General features: G+C 70.5%; 14 protein-coding genes. 8 read left to right on the top strand and 6 right to left on the bottom strand.

Annotated elements, in window-relative coordinates; all coding sequences use genetic code 11:
* Positions 1 to 20: 20 nt before the first annotated feature.
* Positions 21 to 728 carry a hypothetical protein gene (locus IT371_05900; GenBank protein ID MCC6747173.1) on the bottom strand — a complete coding sequence of 236 codons (708 nt, stop codon included), beginning with the start codon at positions 726 to 728 and terminating at the stop codon, positions 21 to 23.
* A 398-nt stretch (positions 729 to 1,126) separates the two neighbouring features.
* On the opposite strand from IT371_05900, the gene IT371_05895 reads away from it, so the two are divergent.
* The gene (locus IT371_05895) at positions 1,127 to 1,594 is read left to right on the top strand and encodes a PilZ domain-containing protein (protein MCC6747172.1); all 468 of its coding nucleotides are present in this window, start codon (positions 1,127 to 1,129) and stop codon (positions 1,592 to 1,594) included.
* Between the two features lie 50 nt (positions 1,595 to 1,644).
* Here the strand turns inward: IT371_05895 and IT371_05890 are convergent, their stop codons facing one another.
* From IT371_05890 to IT371_05880, 3 genes are all read right to left on the bottom strand, one after another.
* Positions 1,645 to 2,550, bottom strand: coding sequence for a PAS domain-containing protein (locus tag IT371_05890; GenBank protein MCC6747171.1), 906 nt, complete (start codon positions 2,548 to 2,550; stop codon positions 1,645 to 1,647).
* 620 nt (positions 2,551 to 3,170) lie between these two features.
* Positions 3,171 to 4,913 (bottom strand): methyltransferase domain-containing protein, encoded by a 1,743-nt coding sequence (locus IT371_05885; protein MCC6747170.1) that lies wholly within the window; start codon positions 4,911 to 4,913, stop codon positions 3,171 to 3,173.
* 142 nt (positions 4,914 to 5,055) lie between these two features.
* Positions 5,056 to 6,078 (bottom strand): aldo/keto reductase, encoded by a 1,023-nt coding sequence (locus IT371_05880; GenBank protein ID MCC6747169.1) that lies wholly within the window; start codon positions 6,076 to 6,078, stop codon positions 5,056 to 5,058.
* A 176-nt stretch (positions 6,079 to 6,254) separates the two neighbouring features.
* Here IT371_05880 and IT371_05875 point away from each other — a divergent pair, with 176 nt between their 5' ends.
* The 6 genes from IT371_05875 (at position 6,255) to galK (ending at position 12,867) form a co-directional block, all read left to right on the top strand.
* Positions 6,255 to 6,962, top strand: coding sequence for a hypothetical protein (locus tag IT371_05875; GenBank protein MCC6747168.1), 708 nt, complete (start codon positions 6,255 to 6,257; stop codon positions 6,960 to 6,962).
* Between the two features lie 40 nt (positions 6,963 to 7,002).
* The gene (locus tag IT371_05870) at positions 7,003 to 8,229 is read left to right on the top strand and encodes an insulinase family protein (GenBank protein MCC6747167.1); all 1,227 of its coding nucleotides are present in this window, start codon (positions 7,003 to 7,005) and stop codon (positions 8,227 to 8,229) included.
* Between the two features lie 39 nt (positions 8,230 to 8,268).
* Positions 8,269 to 9,414, top strand: a complete 1,146-nt coding sequence (locus IT371_05865) for an acyl-CoA dehydrogenase family protein (GenBank protein ID MCC6747166.1) — start codon at positions 8,269 to 8,271, stop codon at positions 9,412 to 9,414.
* A gap of 369 nt (positions 9,415 to 9,783) precedes the next feature.
* Positions 9,784 to 10,470 (top strand): hypothetical protein, encoded by a 687-nt coding sequence (locus tag IT371_05860; GenBank protein MCC6747165.1) that lies wholly within the window; start codon positions 9,784 to 9,786, stop codon positions 10,468 to 10,470.
* Between the two features lie 235 nt (positions 10,471 to 10,705).
* Positions 10,706 to 11,704, top strand: coding sequence for a PIG-L family deacetylase (locus tag IT371_05855; protein ID MCC6747164.1), 999 nt, complete (start codon positions 10,706 to 10,708; stop codon positions 11,702 to 11,704).
* On the top strand, positions 11,704 to 12,867 hold the full coding sequence (galK, locus tag IT371_05850) for a galactokinase (GenBank protein MCC6747163.1): 1,164 nt from the start codon (positions 11,704 to 11,706) through the stop codon (positions 12,865 to 12,867). Before IT371_05855 ends, galK begins: the two co-directional genes overlap by 1 nt.
* Positions 12,868 to 12,885: 18 nt before the next feature.
* Here the strand turns inward: galK and IT371_05845 are convergent, their stop codons facing one another.
* Together IT371_05845 and had are read right to left on the bottom strand one after the other, a co-directional pair.
* Complete coding sequence (locus IT371_05845) at positions 12,886 to 13,698, bottom strand: 3-oxoacyl-ACP reductase FabG (GenBank protein MCC6747162.1); 813 nt, start codon at positions 13,696 to 13,698, stop codon at positions 12,886 to 12,888.
* A gap of 29 nt (positions 13,699 to 13,727) precedes the next feature.
* Positions 13,728 to 14,753 carry a 6-hydroxycyclohex-1-ene-1-carbonyl-CoA dehydrogenase gene (gene had, locus IT371_05840; GenBank protein ID MCC6747161.1) on the bottom strand — a complete coding sequence of 342 codons (1,026 nt, stop codon included), beginning with the start codon at positions 14,751 to 14,753 and terminating at the stop codon, positions 13,728 to 13,730.
* A 160-nt stretch (positions 14,754 to 14,913) separates the two neighbouring features.
* On the opposite strand from had, the gene IT371_05835 reads away from it, so the two are divergent.
* Positions 14,914 to 15,174, top strand: coding sequence for a hypothetical protein (locus IT371_05835; protein ID MCC6747160.1), 261 nt, complete (start codon positions 14,914 to 14,916; stop codon positions 15,172 to 15,174).
* Positions 15,175 to 15,182 lie beyond the last annotated feature (8 nt).

Raw genomic sequence — 15,182 nt, 5'->3', positions numbered from 1 at the left:
CACGGCCAGGGCGATCACACTTAGCGGCGAAGCACGGCCTTCAGGTTCCGCAGGGAGGCCTGAAAGCTCTGCCACTGGGCCTCGGTCACGAAGGTCCCCTTCGGGTAGTTTCCGTTCAGGCGGGCGAGCTGCCCTACGCCACGAGCGGCCACGGGCCCGAGGTACCGCATCCCCGGGCGCGCCGCGGGAACGCCTCCCGTGGCGCGCAGCCGCTGGTTGAGCAGACCGAGCGATTCGGGCCCGAGGCCGAGCTGCATCGAGCGCCTCGCGACGGTGGCCGCAGGCGGGTTCGCGCCCACGTACTGCCCGGCTCTTGCGTCCCACAGCCCGAGGGTGAGTCCCACCGTCACACCGCTCAAGCCCACGCCGGCCACGAGCTCCGTTCCGCTGAGCGAGATGGTCTGCACCACGGGCGAGAGGCCGTGGGCCCGATAGTAGCCGAGGCCCTTGTCGGCGACGTAGGCACCGACGTGGCGGTCGGCCAGGCTCGCCGGCACCTCGTCGGCGCTGGCGAGGCGCACGCCATCCTGGTGCACGAAGTCGACCACGGACTTCACGAAGGCCGAGTCGCCCAGGAACCAGTCGGGACCCGTGATGGTGATGGTCTGCCCGGACGGCCCGCGCGTCTCCACGCTCGTGTCGCCCGGCTGGGCGAGGGCCGCGCGAGACAGGGACGCGACGCCGAGCGCGGCGACCAGGGCGTAGGCTCCAAGGCGATGACGTGACATGGCCGTTCCTCCTCCGGGTAGTCGGTCCTGCGAAGCGGCTTTCTAGCAGCCGCCGTGCCAGCGGACATCGGCGGTCTCCTAACGGGCCGCGCGTGCGATGTCGTGCACTTGACGGTGCGGGGGCTTCCAGGCCCGATCGGGCAGCGCCCACGCGAGAGCGCACTCGGATCGGCTCGAGTCGCCGGGCCCGGAAGGCGGAGGAACCATCCCCGTGACGCCGGTCGAGCCTGGGTCACGCCGGGTCAAGATCGGAGCCTCGGGTCTCAGAACCGGAGGCTCGGGCCCCGTGGCACGCCTGCACCTCTCCAAGGATCTTCAGGCCTTCGCGCGAGGCTGGCGGTGGCCCGGAGCTTGCTGCCTTCCCAGCCCACGGGTGTGCGCTCTGCGGGGTTAGGTTTATGGGTCGTGATACTGAGCGCGTAGATCAGCTTCGATTGGTGACCCTCTGCTACCGCTACGCGAGCCTGCGGAGTCGGGAGCGGTCCGGTCCGAGCCTTTCGCGCGCGGAGCGAATCGTTTGGGCCGTGCTGCAGCGGCAGCTGGAAGGAGATCCCGAGCGGTCCCGCCGCGCCCACCGGCGCATCCGGCTCGCGCTCGCGGCGGAGCTCCAGCACCTCGGCGCGGCGCGCCCGATCGAGCTGGCGAACATCTCCGGCTCCGGCATGCGCGTCGTCACGGACCAGACCCTCTCCCCAGGGACCGAGGTGCTGGTACGCGTGGGTGACGGCCGCGAGCTCGAGTACCTCTTCCACTGCACGGTGGCGCGTCAGGCTCCCGACGAGGAGGGGGCGGGGTTGGGGCTGCGCTTCAGCCGCGCCCCGGTGGAGCGGCACCCGGGGGAGGCCGACGAGCAAGCGGCGGTCTAGGTGATCGCCGCCCCGCTCGAGCGCAGCGCGCGCGTCAGCGCGTCACGGCGTCAGATCAGCAAGCGCAACAGATCGAGGCGCGAGTCGGCGCCGAGCTTCTCGAGCAGGTTCGCCTGGTGGTACTTGGCCGTGCGCGCCGAGATACCTAGGATCGTTCCAATCTCGTCCGCAGTGCGCCCCATCACAATGAGGTCGAGCACCTCGCGCTCGCGCTCCGAGAGTCCCGCGCGCGCGGCGAGCTGATCGAGCCGCGTCTTGGTCAGGTACGAGAGGAGGGGCTCGCGGATCGGCTGGTACGAGACGCGAAAGAGGTGCTCCTCGGTGCGCTCGACGCCCATCAGCACCAGCTCGGCGTTCGCGCCGTGGCTGGCCACCACCGAGACCTGATAGGTCACCTGCGGGTTGCTCGCGAAGGAGAGGATGGGACAGCCCGGACAGATGCTGTCGCGCTGGGCGAGGGCCTCGTAGCAGACCTTTCCGACCACCGAGGGGCCCTTGTCCGGTCGTCCTTCGCGCAGCGAGACGTTCTGAATGATGAAGGGGGCGCCGGGGCGCGCGGAGATCTCGTAACAGGCCTCGGCGAGGCCCATGCGCAGGCGAGGGTTCGGCGTGCGCTCGCGCGAGCCCAGCACCGCCACCACCACGCTCGCGCGTCGCCCGTGCCCGGTGGCCGAGAGCTCCACCGAGAGCGAGAGCGTGCGCTGCTCCGCGGTGGTCACGACCCACTCGGCCCGCTTCAGGGATCCCGCGCGCGCGCGCTTGAGACTCTGCTCCACCTGCTCGCGCTCCTCGGCGGGGACGCAGAGCTCCGCAAGCGACTGACCGAGCGCCGCCCCGTGTCGCAGCCCGAGGAGCCGCTCGGCGGGTTCGTTGGCGAGGATCACGGAGCCGCGGCCGTCGAGCGCGAGGAGCGGAAGCTGACTGTACGCGGCGAGGACGCTGGCTACGGCGGGCATGTCTCCTGGGCCTGGACTCTCGAGCGGATGGGCAGTTCCGGACGTGCGACGCCGTCGCGTCTCCGTGGGTCGGACGTCGCGCCCGTTCGGTACGGGGGGTTTTTCATGCGGCGGTTTTTGAGAATTGCTCAAGACGCTCTGCAAGCCAACTTCGATCATTCGTCCCCCAAAGGCTTTTGACCTGACTCGTTCGCCGGGTCACCTGTCTGCTCGGACAGGGCGGCGATTCGTCGCGCGCCCACGGCGGGTCGGGCTGACCCTTCGGGGTCCTGACGAAAGGTCAAACAATGTCAACGTGACCCGCCGCGCCGGCCCGCGGAGGATCGTAAGGAGTCCGCGCTGTCGCCCCGCACCGACGGACAGCTCGGCGCCGCGCGTGATCCTGTCCGGGTGGACAGCCCCGGATCCTCTGCGCTGCACGCGAAGGGGATCGAGAGTACGCCGGCCAAGGTCCGCAGCGGAGCCACCAAACGTAACGGGCACGCGAAGGCCGAGGCGGAAGGGAACGACCACGGCGCGGCGGAGCAGGAGGGGAAGGCCATGTGGTGCGGCTGGCCCGTGAAGCGCGGGTCACGGGGGGACTCGCGGAGCGCATCAAGGCCCACACGGAGTAAGGTCGATCAGCGCGCGAGGTGCTGCTCCAGCGAGACGAGGGCGTTGTGCGTGGCGACCCAGATCGACTGGCCGCGCTGCTCCATCTGCCCGAGGAGCCCGGGGAGCGCCTCCTCGATCAGGTAGGGCGAGCTCCAGCTATCCACGGCGAGCGCGCCGGTGGGCTTGAGCACCTGCTGGATCTGCGCCATGGCGCTTTGCAGGCCCCGGGTGTCTCGGTCCGCCCTGCGCTTCTCGCCGTAGAGCGCGAGGTAGGGCAGGACGTTGGTGCAGAGCACGAGGTCGGCGCTTCCGGCGGCGAGGGGCGCCGTGGGGGCGGTGAGGTCGGCCCGCACGAAGCGGATACGGCGGCCGGGTTTGGCGCTCGGGTTCGTGGTGATCCCGTTGATGGTGTCCTCGATCCGCCAGCGTCGATCCTTCAGCCGGTAGGCGAAGCCCACGAGGCTGCGTTCGACGGTGCGGAGCTCGCCCAGGCCGAAGAAGCGGCCCAGGAGCTCGGGGACCTTGCCCGCGTCGGCCAGCTTCGACAGGAGCTCGGGGGTGGGTTGCGCCTCGAGGTCGGCGCCTGAGGCTCGTTCGAGAGCCTTGAGCTCGGCGCGCGCCTTGCCGGGAACGGCACGGCCGAACTCGTCGAGCACGAGCGACGACTTCAGTTCGTGCACTACCTCCGTGTCGCCGAAGGTGAAGGAGCGGCCGCGTCGCTTCGGCTGCTGCAGGTGATCGGTGGCCACGATCTCGAGCTCGAGCTGCGCCAGGAAGGGCCGCATCTCCGGGTGGGCCCTGGCCGTCCGCCGCACCGCCTCGTCGAGGGCCGCGGCGAGGAAGAAGGTCTGGCTCGTGTCCTCGAAGCCAGCGTGCCAGACGCGCAGCGTGCCGGCGGGTTTCCCCGCGCGGAAGTCTTCGAAGCGCCGTTTCAGCAGCGCCGGCAGGCCGCGGTAGACCAGCTCGAGGTGGGCGGCGGGGGCGCCGGTCCACCATTGCGGATGGCCCGAGGTGCGGCGCGGACCGGAGCGCTCGAGCGGTGCCTCCGGGGTCGAGACGCCTTTGCTCGGCGAAGGGACCGGGCGGCGCTCGTAGGCGCCGTAGCCGGCGGTGAAGGTGAAGGGCACCGCGAAGGCCGCCTGCAGGTCCAGGCCGAGGGAGGTGCCGAGGCGCTCGGCCGTAGCCTTGGCGCGCTTCGCCCGCTCGGGCCGTCCGTACTGCTCCCAGAAGCGGGCGGCGACGATGTTGCGCGCCACGCGCTCGAGGGCGGGGTCGGCCAGGGTGGTGAGCTGCTCGGCCTGGGCCAGGACCGTGGCGAGACGCGCCTGCCGGAGCGCCGCCCGGTCCGCGACACCCGCGCCGCTCGCCGGCCCGACGACGCGCCGGTCGGTGCCGAGCTGGTGCGCGACGCGCGTGAAGACGTCGAGCTCCGTCCTGTCGATGCCGAGGAGCTCGAGCGCGCGGCCGATGTACGGGTCGAGAGGAGCGCCGGCACGGTAGTTCGCCAGGATCGTGCGCGCCTTCTCGGTCACGTAGAGCGCGTCCGAGGTGCCGCGGGGGTAGGCCTTGACGAGCGGCGTCCCGGCGAGCACGCCCCCGAGGGCGTCGGCGCTGCGCGCCTGCTGATACGCGGCCTCCACGCGGCCGAGCAGCCCCATCGCAGCTTTCAGCTCGCGGCCGGTGGCCCGTCCTTCCTTCGCCCAGGCGGAGGTGCTGACGAGCGTGGGCAGCAGGGCGAGAAGTAGAAGGTATCGAGGGAGGGGTCGCATGCCGGGCCCGTGCTGCAAGGGCAGCGCCAAGGCAAGGGCTCGCGTTAGTGCGGCGAAGAGACGGGAGACGCGGCGAAGCGGGGCCGGTCGAAGGGGGGTGGCGCGGGGAAGCCGCGTTGGCAGGTCCAGGCGCCGGAGGTGCTCACCACGGTTCGCGCATGGCGATGAAGCTGTAGGGGTAGTCCCACTCGGGGGCGGAGACCTGGTCCAGCTCGCGAAGCTCGTCGCCGGTGAGCTTGACCTGGAGCGCCCGCAGGTTGTCCTCGAGCTGCGCCACGGTGCGCGCGCCGAGGATCACGCTGCTCGTCTCGGGGCGCGCGAGGAGCCAGGCGATGGCGACGGCGGAAGGGGTCGTCTCGTGCCGCTCGGCGAGGCGGCGCACCACCTCGAGCACGGACCATGTGCGCTCCTGATCCAGGTTCCGGAAGCTGTCCTTCCACGAGGCGAGCCGCGTCCCCTCGGGGGCGCTCTCGCCGCGCCGGTACTTGCCCGAGAGAAAGCCGCGGGCCAGCGGGGCCCAGATCAGCGTGCCGAGGCCAAAGGTGCGGCAGGCCGGAATCACCTCGCGCTCCGCGCCGCGCACGACGAGGGACCACTGGAGCTGCACCGACTCGTAGCGCGCCGTTCCGGCCCTCTCGGCGGCCCAGAGTGCCTCGACCAGGCGGTAGGCGGCGTAGTTCGAGCAGCCCACGTAGCGGACCTTCCCCTGGCGCACGAGATCGTCGAGCGCGCGCAGGGTCTCCTCGATGGGCACGCTGCGGTCCTGCAGGTGCACCTGATAGAGATCGATGTGGTCCGTCTTCAGGCGGCGTAGCGAGGCCTCGCACGCCGCGAGGATGTGCTGCCGGGAGAGCCCCGAGTCGTTCGGGCCGCCGGGCAGGACCCCGAAGCCGAGCTGAAAGCGGCACTTGGTTGCGAGCAGGACCTTCTCGCGTCGCCCCTCGAGCCACTTCCCGAGGAGCTCCTCGCTGCGTCCCTCGCTGTAGACGTTTGCCGTGTCGACGAGGGTCACGCCGGCGTCGAGCGCGCGGTCGAGCACGCGTCGCGCCTCGGCGTCGTCGGAGGTCACCCCCTTCATGAAAGTGGAAGAGTCGCCGAAGGTCATGGCCCCGAGGCTGAGGGCGCTCACGCGCAGGCCGCATCGTCCGAGCTGTCGGTGTTCCATGGTGCGCTCCGTTCTTTCGGGTGGAGCGGGGATGGTACGGACGCGAGTGACGGGGACGCAAGCCGGGCCGCTTCAGCCAACTGGCGTACCGATCTGCCCACCCGAGTGCGCAGGCGGTCGTGCTGTCTGCGGCATGTGTATTGCTAGTCGGCCACGCGTCCCGCAAGGAGGTTCTCATGCGTTCCAGGCGGTCAGCGGTGAAAGGCTATCTCGTCGCGCTCGTACTCGCGGCGTGCGCGGGCGGCGGCCCGGCCGAGGCGCGTCAGGCCGGCGACGCGGTCGCTCCGGTCATCACGCGCAAGGCTGCGACGGCGGAGTCCGTCGGAGGCTACGAGATGACGCTCGCCCGCAGCGGGGAGCGGCGGTGGCTCGGCCAGCAGCTCGTGCGCTTCCTCGGGGCGCACGTGACGGGAGATCACCCGGTGGTCGCAGGGGCGCTCTCCTTCCTGCAGCAGTGGGGCGATCAGCAGGGCATCCCGATCACCGCGACCGTCTCGCGGGCAGTGAACGGTCAGCGGACGCTCGTCCTGCAGGCGAACCGTGGGCTGACGACGGTGGTGGCGACGCTCACCCACGGCGTGGCGACGGCAGACGGGCGCGCCGAACTGCTCCGCCTGAGGAGCTACGAGGTCTACAACCGGCCGAGCGGCGGGATGACCAACCCGTCGACGGAGATCCACAGCTCGTTCTACCCCGCGCTGGACGCCGCCGCGCAGCAGCGGGTCGGCCTCTCCGGTTCAGACGTCTCACATGGCGTCTTCAGCCTGGTGTGGCAGCGCCCCCAGCCCATCGCAGGCGACTGGCGGATGGACATCGTGCACGAGAGCGCGTTCTGGAGCTCTGCGGGCGGCTTCCTGCAGGACTGGGCCCCCGTGCGCTTCTAAGCGTCCGCCGCGGCCCGACCTCTGCTAGAGTTCGCGCCGCATGAGCGAGATCATCCAGCGAGAGCTACGGAACGGGCTGCGCGTCTGCCTCGAACCCGCGGACCATCTTCCGTCGGCGGCGGTGGGGCTCCTCGTCCGCACCGGTTCGCGCGACGAGGGTCCCGGCGAAGAGGGAGGGAGTCACTTCCTCGAGCACCTGTGCTTCAAGGGCTCGGCGCGGCTGAGCGCGCAGGAGCTGAACCAGGGGATCGATCGGCTGGGGAGCTACTTCGACGCGGCGACGAGCCACGAGGAGACGATCTACCACGGCTGGCTGCCGCCGGAGAACGTGCCCGCGCAGCTCGCGCTCCTCGGCGAGATGATGCGCAGCGTGCTCCCCGCGGAGGAGGTGGAGCTCGAACGCCAGGTGATCCTCGAGGAGATCGCGGAGCACTACGACGAACAGGAAGACGTGCTGCTCGAGCTGGCGCTCGGCCGGGCCTTCGCGGGGTCGCCCCTCGAGCACTCCGTCCTCGGCACGGAGGAGACAATCGAGGCCATGACGCGCGAGCAGCTCCTCGCCTATCACGCGCGACGCTACGGCCCGGAGAACATGCTCTTCATCGCCACCGGGCGGCTCGATCCCCCGGCGCTCGTGGCGGAGCTCGAACGGCTGACCGCCGACTGGCCCGCGGGGGAGAGCGGTCGCGCGCAGGTCGCCCCGCGCGTTCGGACGGGCGTGGTCAAGGAGGTGACCGACCGCTTCACGCAGCAGGGGCTGGTGCTGGCCTTCCCGGCCCCCGCGGGGCGCGCCGACGACCTGCGCGTGCTCTTCGTCGAGAGCGTGCTGACGGGCTTCAACAGCCGCCTCTTCTGGGAGCTGCGCCAGAAGGACATCTGCCCCGAGGTGGACGCCTTCTACATGCCCTTCTCGGACGTCGGGCTCTTCGTCTTCTCGGCTCAGTGCGAGCCGGAGCGTGCCGAGGGGGCGCTGGCGGCGCTGCGCGAGCAGGCCGAGCGGCTCACGCGCGAGGGACCCACGGCGGCCGAGGTGGAGCGCGTGAAGCATCGCCTGCGGACCGAGCTGGCGACCGAGGCTGATTCGCCTGTCGGACGCTTCACGCAGCTTGCGGACAACCTGCACCTCGTGGGCAAGGCCCCGACGCTGGCCGAGGACGCGGCGCGCCTCGAGGCCATCACGGTACGCGACGTCTGCGCCCTGCTCGAGGAGTACCCGCTGACCGGGGAAGGGCTGCTCGTCAGCACCGGCCCTGTCGACTGGCCCTGAGCCCTATCCTACACTTGTTGGAACCAAGGAGCACATACCGTGGACCGCCATGTTTTCGGTGAAGAGCATCAGATTTTTCGGAAGGCGTTTCGTCAGTTCATCGAGCGGGAGGTGATCCCCAACCAGCCTTCCTGGAACAAGGAAGGGATCGTGGCGCGGTCGGCGTGGCGCAAGGCGGGCGAAGGGGGCTTTCTCTGCCCGTCCCTCGACGAGAAGTACGGGGGCCCGGGGGGCGACTTCTTGCACTCCGTGGTGGTGATGGAGGAGCTGGCCAAGGTCTACGAGTCGGGCTTCGCCATGCCGCTCCACTCGGACATCGTGGTCCCCTACCTGTCCAAGTTCGGCTCCGAGGAGCAGAAGCGGCGCTGGCTGCCGGGGTGCGCCTCGGGCGAGCTGATCACGGCCCTGGCCATGACGGAGCCCAACACGGGTTCGGACCTGGCGGCGATGACGGCGAGCGCCGTGCGCGACGGGGACCACTACGTGCTGAACGGCTCGAAGACGTTCATCTCGAACGGCATGCTGTGCGACCTCTGCATCGTCGCGGCCAAGACCGACCCGAACCCCGAGAACGCGCACCGGGGGATCTCGCTCTTCGTGGTGGAACAGGGCATGCCGGGCTTCATCAAGGCCCGGAAGCTCGAGAAGATGGGCATGTTCTCGCAGGACACCTCGGAGCTCGCGTTCGAGGACTGCCGCGTGCCGGTGGCGAATCGCCTCGGGGAGGAGGGCTTCGGTTTCTTCGCCCTGATGCAGAACCTGCAGCAGGAGCGGCTGGTGCTGGCGGTCTGCTCGCAGGCCGCGGCGGAGCAGGTGCTGATCGACACGATCGCCTACTGCAAGCAGCGCAAGGCCTTCGGGCGGCCGATCTCGAAGTTCCAGAACACGCAGTTCAAGCTGGCCGAGTGCGCGACGGAGATCGAGGTCGGGCGCGCCTTCATCGACAAGCTCGTCACCGAGCACATGGCTGGCAAGTTCCTGGTGAAGGAGTGCTCGATGGCCAAGCTCTGGCAGACGGAGATGGCCGGGCGGGTGGTGGACGAGTGCCTGCAGTTCTTCGGCGGCTACGGCTACATGCTCGAGTACCCGATCGCCCGGGCCTACATGGACGCGCGCGTGCAGCGCATCTTCGCCGGCACGAACGAGATCATGAAGGTCATCATCGCCAAGCAGATGGATCTGTAGCGCGGGGAGCGGGGGGGAGCGGGGACTGAGGGCGAGGGAGGGGAGGGGGCGGCGGGCGACGGGAGGCGGGCGAGAGCGCGGGCGGTGGTGGGCGCACGCGGGCGGTGGGGGTGGATCGGGGCGCCGCGGAGCGTTCTTCGTGTGGTTGGTTCTTCGTAGAGGGCGCGTATCCGAGGCCCCTCCGAGGTCTTCACTTCATACCCCTTTATGTTTGTGTGTTCGTGCAAGGAGATCGCTTGACGGCAGACCAGCGTTTTGCTAGTATGGGCCTTAATCATGCTGGCGCGCAAACATAAATCCTCCTCGGGCGATGACCGGCCTTCGGGCACGCGTCGGCCGGCGGGTTCTGCGACCCAGCTTCCGTTGCCGATGCGGGAGGCGAAGGGGTGGGGCGGGAAGCGCGAGGGTGCGGGGAGGAAGAAGCAGCCGGGGAGCGGACTGCCGCATCGGGCGCGACCGCTCCTCGCGAGTCGGTTTCCGGTGCACGTCACGATGAAGGTGGTGGGGGGGCTGCCGAACCTGCGGAGCAAGAAGCAGCTCCGAGCGATCGAAAACGCGTTCGTGGAGTCGGCGGGGCGGTTCGGGATGAACCTCGCGCACTACTCGATCCAGAAGAACCACCTGCACCTCGTGACCGAGGCCAAGGACCGGGGCGTGCTGATGAAGGGGCTGCGCGCGCTGGCGATCCGGCTGGCGCACGCGCTGAACCGCACCGTGGGCCGCAAGGGGCGGGTCTTTCGGGACCGCTACCACCAGCACATCCTGAAGACGCCGAGCGAGGTGAAGGCGGCGCTCGCGTACGTGCTTCAAAATTCGCGCAAACATAGCGTTGCGCGTGGCAAGTGGGTGCCGAAGCGCGACCTGGACGCGTGCAGCTCGGCGCGGTTCTTCGACGGGTGGAGGGATCTTTCGCCCGTGCCGCCCGACGGAGACCCGCCGGTGCTGAAGCCGCGAACCTGGCTGCTCAGGACCGGCTGGAAGCTGCGAGGCTTGATTCCTACGAGCACCGTACCCGGGTCGAGCACCGTACCCGGGTCGAGCGCCGCACCCGGGTAGCTCGCGCGGTTGGGGACGGAAACCCATCGCGTGGCCCCGCCCGTGGCGGCTGGAGCCACCCCGTACCTGCCAGAACGGCCTGCTGGGCCGGGTCTTGCCACGCCCTGCCACGCCGAAGCCCCGGTGATCATGGCGACGAGCTGCTATCGAGGATCTCGATAGCTTGGCCCCGGCCTTGCTATGGAAGACCTGCACCTCGTGGGGCGTGGTGCGTTCGCGGGGCGAAAGAGAGCGCATGCGGCACCCGTCGATCCTCTCCTGGGTCCTTCTCATCGGCCTGCTCGGGGCGAACCCGAGGTCTGCGGTCGCGGCGGCGCGGCCTCCCGCGGTGCTGATCGTCATGGCGCACCCCGACGACGAGACGATGATCGGGGACCTGCTCGGGCGGATGAAAGAGCGCGGCGTGCGGGTGACCTTGGCGCTCGTGACCAACGGCGAGCGCGGCAAGGTGGTCCGGGGGCTTCGTCCGGAAGGCGAGCGTCGACCGGGAGAGGACCCGCTCGTCGAGCGCACTCCCGGCGACGGCGTGCCGGGGATCCGCACGCCCACGGACCTCGCGCGGGCGCGACGACGGGAGCTGCGAGCGGCCGCGCGCTTTCACGGCGTGGAGCAGGTGGTCTTCCTCTCGCCCGACCTGGCGGAGCCGCGCTTCGTGGACGGCTGGGAGGGCGGCGTTCGAAGCTGGCCTCGAAAGGAGCTGGGACGCCGGCTCGCCGAGCTCGCGAAGGAGCTGCGTCCCGAGGTGGTGATCACGTTGAACCCGCACGAGCCGCGCAATCATCCGCAGCACCGCGGCCTCGGCCGGCTCGTGAGCCAGCTCCACGCCTCGGGGGGCTTCGACGGCCCCGGTGGGCGCCCGAGTCTCTACGGCATTCGCGAGCAGGACTGGTACCACGGCTCGCTCGCCGCGCAGCCGGGGGACGAGCGCTTCGCCCGCGACGTCTGGTCCTGGGTGCTCGGGCGCACCTATCGCAGCTGGATGGAGCTCGGCGCGGACGTCTACCGCACGCAGAGCTCCCGGCCGCGTTACGCGGCGGCGCGCAACCGGGCAGGCCTCAACCCGGGAGTCCAGCCCGAGAGCATCCTGCGCCGGCTGGACGACGGCCCGGGCGACCGCAGCCTCACCGCGCTCCTCGCGGCGCACGCGCCGAGGCTGCGTCTGCGAGACCGGCTGGACCCCGGCCGCGCGCTTCGCAACCTGCTGCACGTCCTGCGCGAGAGGAGGGCCCGGTGATGCGCCTCGAGATCTCCGCCGTGAACCGCGCCTTTCGCGAGCGCTTCGGTCGCGCGCCGGAGGTGGTCTGTCGCGCCCCCGGTCGCGTGAATCTGATCGGCGAGCACACGGACTACAACGACGGCTTCGTGCTGCCCGTGGCGATCGACCGCTACGCCTACGTAGCTCTGGCCCCGCGAGGGGATCGGCAGGTCGAGGCCTTCTCCGCCACTCTTGGTGCCGAGGGGCGCTTCTCCCTCGACGACGACGACGAGCAGGGGACGGGCGCCACCTGGGTCGAGCTCCTGCGCGGAGTGGCCCGCACCCTCGAGGAGCGCGAGCGCCCGCTCGGGGGCGCGGACCTGCTCGTCGCGAGCGACGTGCCGCTGGGTTCGGGGCTGGCCTCGTCGGCCGCCCTCGCGGTGGCCGCCGCGCAGGCCTTTCTCTCGCTTGCCAACGCGGCGCTCGATCCCTCGGAGGTGGCCCTCGCCTGTCAGGAGGCGGAGCAGCGCTTCGTGGGCACCCGGTGCGGCATCATGGACCCCTTCATCGCCTGTTTCGGCGAGGCCGGGTCGGCGCTCCTGCTCGACTGCCGTTCGCACGACTACGAGCTGCTCTCGCTCCCCGAGGAGCTGACGCTGCTCGTCTGCGACAGCGGTGTCCGACACGAGCTGGCCACGAGCGCGTACAACGAGCGGCGCGCCGAGTGCGAGGAGGGGCTCCGCCGCCTGCAGGTCCACAAGCCAAAGCTCCAGGCGCTCCGCGACGTGACGCTGGCCGATCTCCACCGCTACGGCGAGAGCTGGCCGCACGAGCTCTTCCAGCGCTGTCGGCACGTGATCAGCGAGAACAGCCGGGTCAAGCAGGCGGCGGTGGCGCTCGAGACGGGCGAGCTCGCCGACCTCGGACGGCTGCTCTACCAGTCGCACCGCAGCTTGCGGGACGACTTCCAGGTGAGCTGCCCGGAGCTGGACCTGCTCGTGCAGCTCGCCAGCCGGCTCCCCGGCGTCTTCGGGGCACGCCTCACCGGGGCGGGCTTCGGCGGCGCCACGCTGAATCTGGTCGCGCGCGCGGCGCAGGTCGCCGTCAGCGAGGCGCTCCGCGAGGACTACCATGTGGCGACCGGGCGCACCGCCGAGATCACCGTCTGCCAGGCGGCGGGGGCGGTCGAACGCCTGGTGTGAGCGGCGGCGACGGACCTGCTACGGGATCTGGTGTCCGCCGGAGACGTTGATCTCCTGCCCCGTGACCCAGTCGGAGAGCGGGCTCGCGAAGAAGAGCACGACCTTCGCCACGTCCTCGGGGGAGGCGGGGCGGCCGAAGGGCAGGCGCTGGATGAAGGCCTCGCGCTGGGCGCGCGGGATGCCGAGCGCGCCGTCGCCGTCCTCCTTGGCCTGCGTCATTCGCGTGTCGGTGAAGCCCGGGGCTACCGCGTTCACGTTCACGCGGAAGGGGCCCCACTCGCGGGCCAGCGTGCGCGTGAGGCCGATGTTCCCCATCTTCGCCGCGGTGTAGTTCACCTGGCCGAGGTTGCCGTTGATCGCCGCCGTGGAGAAGAAGTTGACGATCTTCCGGTGGTGGCGCACCTCGCCCTGCCGGTCGAGCTCGGCCTTGGCCGCGTCCCGCAGATACGGCGCGGCCGCCCGGCAGCAGTTGAAGGTGCCGGTGAGGTTCACGTCGATCACCAGGCGCCAGTCCTCGTCGGAGAGCTTGTGCGCCATGCCGTCACGCGTGACCCCCGCGTTGTTCACGAGGATGTCGATGCCGCCGAAGCGCTCGGCGGTCTCGCGCATCAGCCGCGTGGTGTACGCGCTGTCGGCCACCGAGCCCAGGCTCGCGGCGGCGGTCCCCGGCCCGGCGAGGGCCTCGCAGGAGGCCACGGTCTCCTGGGCCACGGCCTCCTCGAGATCGTTGACCATCACCTTCGCCCCTTCCTCGACGAAGAGCTCGGCGATGGCCCGGCCGATGCCGCGACCTGCCCCGGTGACGACGGCGACGCGATCGGTGAGCAACATGAACACCTCCTCCAGCCGTGCGCGCGCCGCTACGGGACGAGCACGGCGCGGTTCTTCAGCTCGTGCTTCTGCGCTCGCAGGAGCACCTGGTTGATCTCCTCGAGCGGGTAGCGCTCGACGAAGGGGCGGACCTGCACCTTGTTCGAGAGCACCAGGTCGCGCGCCCCCGGGTAGAGCTCCGGCGCGCAGCCCCAGTTGCCGAAGGCCGTGGCGTCGAAGGCCATCAGGTTGCCGAGGCGCACCGGGATCTTCTCCATCGTGAAACCGATGAAGCCCACCGTGCCGGCGAAGGTCAGGAGCTCGTAGGCCGCGCTCTGGCCGCCGACGGTGCCGGACATCTCGAAGACCTTCCAGGCGTGGGGCCTCAGGCCGGCGCCCTTGGCCGCCTCGCGTACCGCGTCCTTCGTGGCGCGCGCATCCATGCCGGTCACGTTCACCGTCACCGCCGCGCCGAACTTCTTCACCCGCTCTAGCTTCTCGGCGTCGAGGTCCACGCCGATGACGTGGGCCCCGCGCGCCGCGCAGATCTGCACCGCGTAGCTGCCGATCCCGCCGGTTCCAATCACCACCACCACGTCCCCCGCCGTGACGTTCGCGCGCTCCGCCGCCTGATACGGCGTGGTCACCGCGTCGGCGATGATGGACAGCTCCCAGAGGGCGAAGTCCCCGCGCTCCACCGGGCAAAGGAAGCGCCCCGGGACGCACGCGTGGGTGGCGAAGCCGCCGTCCAGGTCGTTGCCCGGCATGAGCTGCTTGCGGCAGGCGGTGCCGCGCCCCATCTTGCAGAGTTCGCACTCGCCGCAGGGAAGCACGGCCGGGACCAGCACCTCCTTGCCGAGGAGCCGCTGCATCGCCTCGCCGGCGGCGACGACCTTGCCCGAGAACTCGTGGCCGAGAGTGAGCGGCGCTTCCTTCTTGGTGCGCACGCCTCCGTATAGAAAGGAGAGGTCGGTGTGGCAGAGGCCGCAGCCGGCCACCTCCACGATCACCTCCCCGGGCCCGGGGGTGGGCATGGGGAGCGCGCGTCGGACCAGCTCGCGGTGCGGTGCGTCCATTTGCCAGGCGATGAGCTCGTTGGGCAGCGTCATGGGACCCTCCAGCCTCGGTTCTTGAGCCGAGGCACGTTAGCCCCGTCAAGTTCGCTTGCCAAGCCCGGGCCGTTCTGTCAAAGTGAAAAGTCGTACTCGTTACTAATTAACAAACCCGGAGGAATCCATGGCCCGAGCCACTGCCACCAAGACCCGCACCCCGCTGGCGCGCGCCCTGCGACGCGCCGTCACCTCCGTCGAGGATCTCGTGGACGACGTCGTAGATCGCGGAGAGACGCTGGAGCGCGATGCGCGCCGCCTGGTGGGAAATCTCCTCAAGTCCGGCGAGGCGACGGAGCGCAAGGAGACGGACGAGGAGACCGAGGCCGCACCGGCGCGCGCGGGGAAGAGCCGGACGCGCAGCCGGGCGCGAAAAGCGCAGGCCTAGGCCCTCCG

Source organism: Deltaproteobacteria bacterium (assembly GCA_020848905.1).
Taxonomy (GTDB): domain Bacteria; phylum Myxococcota_A; class Polyangia.
This window is presented reverse-complemented; position numbering and strand designations above follow the sequence as displayed.

What these genes read in the sequence shown, in the direction of transcription:
- IT371_05900 (MCC6747173.1), bottom strand. Translation starts at nt 728, where the DNA reads ATGTCACGTCATCGCCTTGGAGCCTACGCCCTGGTCGCCGCGCTCGGC.
- IT371_05895 (MCC6747172.1), top strand. Translation starts at nt 1,127, where the DNA reads ATGGGTCGTGATACTGAGCGCGTAGATCAGCTTCGATTGGTGACCCTC.
- IT371_05890 (MCC6747171.1), bottom strand. Translation starts at nt 2,550, where the DNA reads ATGCCCGCCGTAGCCAGCGTCCTCGCCGCGTACAGTCAGCTTCCGCTC.
- IT371_05885 (MCC6747170.1), bottom strand. Translation starts at nt 4,913, where the DNA reads ATGCGACCCCTCCCTCGATACCTTCTACTTCTCGCCCTGCTGCCCACG.
- IT371_05880 (MCC6747169.1), bottom strand. Translation starts at nt 6,078, where the DNA reads ATGGAACACCGACAGCTCGGACGATGCGGCCTGCGCGTGAGCGCCCTC.
- IT371_05875 (MCC6747168.1), top strand. Translation starts at nt 6,255, where the DNA reads ATGCGTTCCAGGCGGTCAGCGGTGAAAGGCTATCTCGTCGCGCTCGTA.
- IT371_05870 (MCC6747167.1), top strand. Translation starts at nt 7,003, where the DNA reads ATGAGCGAGATCATCCAGCGAGAGCTACGGAACGGGCTGCGCGTCTGC.
- IT371_05860 (MCC6747165.1), top strand. Translation starts at nt 9,784, where the DNA reads ATGCGGGAGGCGAAGGGGTGGGGCGGGAAGCGCGAGGGTGCGGGGAGG.
- IT371_05855 (MCC6747164.1), top strand. Translation starts at nt 10,706, where the DNA reads ATGCGGCACCCGTCGATCCTCTCCTGGGTCCTTCTCATCGGCCTGCTC.
- galK (MCC6747163.1), top strand. Translation starts at nt 11,704, where the DNA reads ATGCGCCTCGAGATCTCCGCCGTGAACCGCGCCTTTCGCGAGCGCTTC.
- IT371_05845 (MCC6747162.1), bottom strand. Translation starts at nt 13,698, where the DNA reads ATGTTGCTCACCGATCGCGTCGCCGTCGTCACCGGGGCAGGTCGCGGC.
- had (MCC6747161.1), bottom strand. Translation starts at nt 14,753, where the DNA reads ATGGACGCACCGCACCGCGAGCTGGTCCGACGCGCGCTCCCCATGCCC.
- IT371_05835 (MCC6747160.1), top strand. Translation starts at nt 14,914, where the DNA reads ATGGCCCGAGCCACTGCCACCAAGACCCGCACCCCGCTGGCGCGCGCC.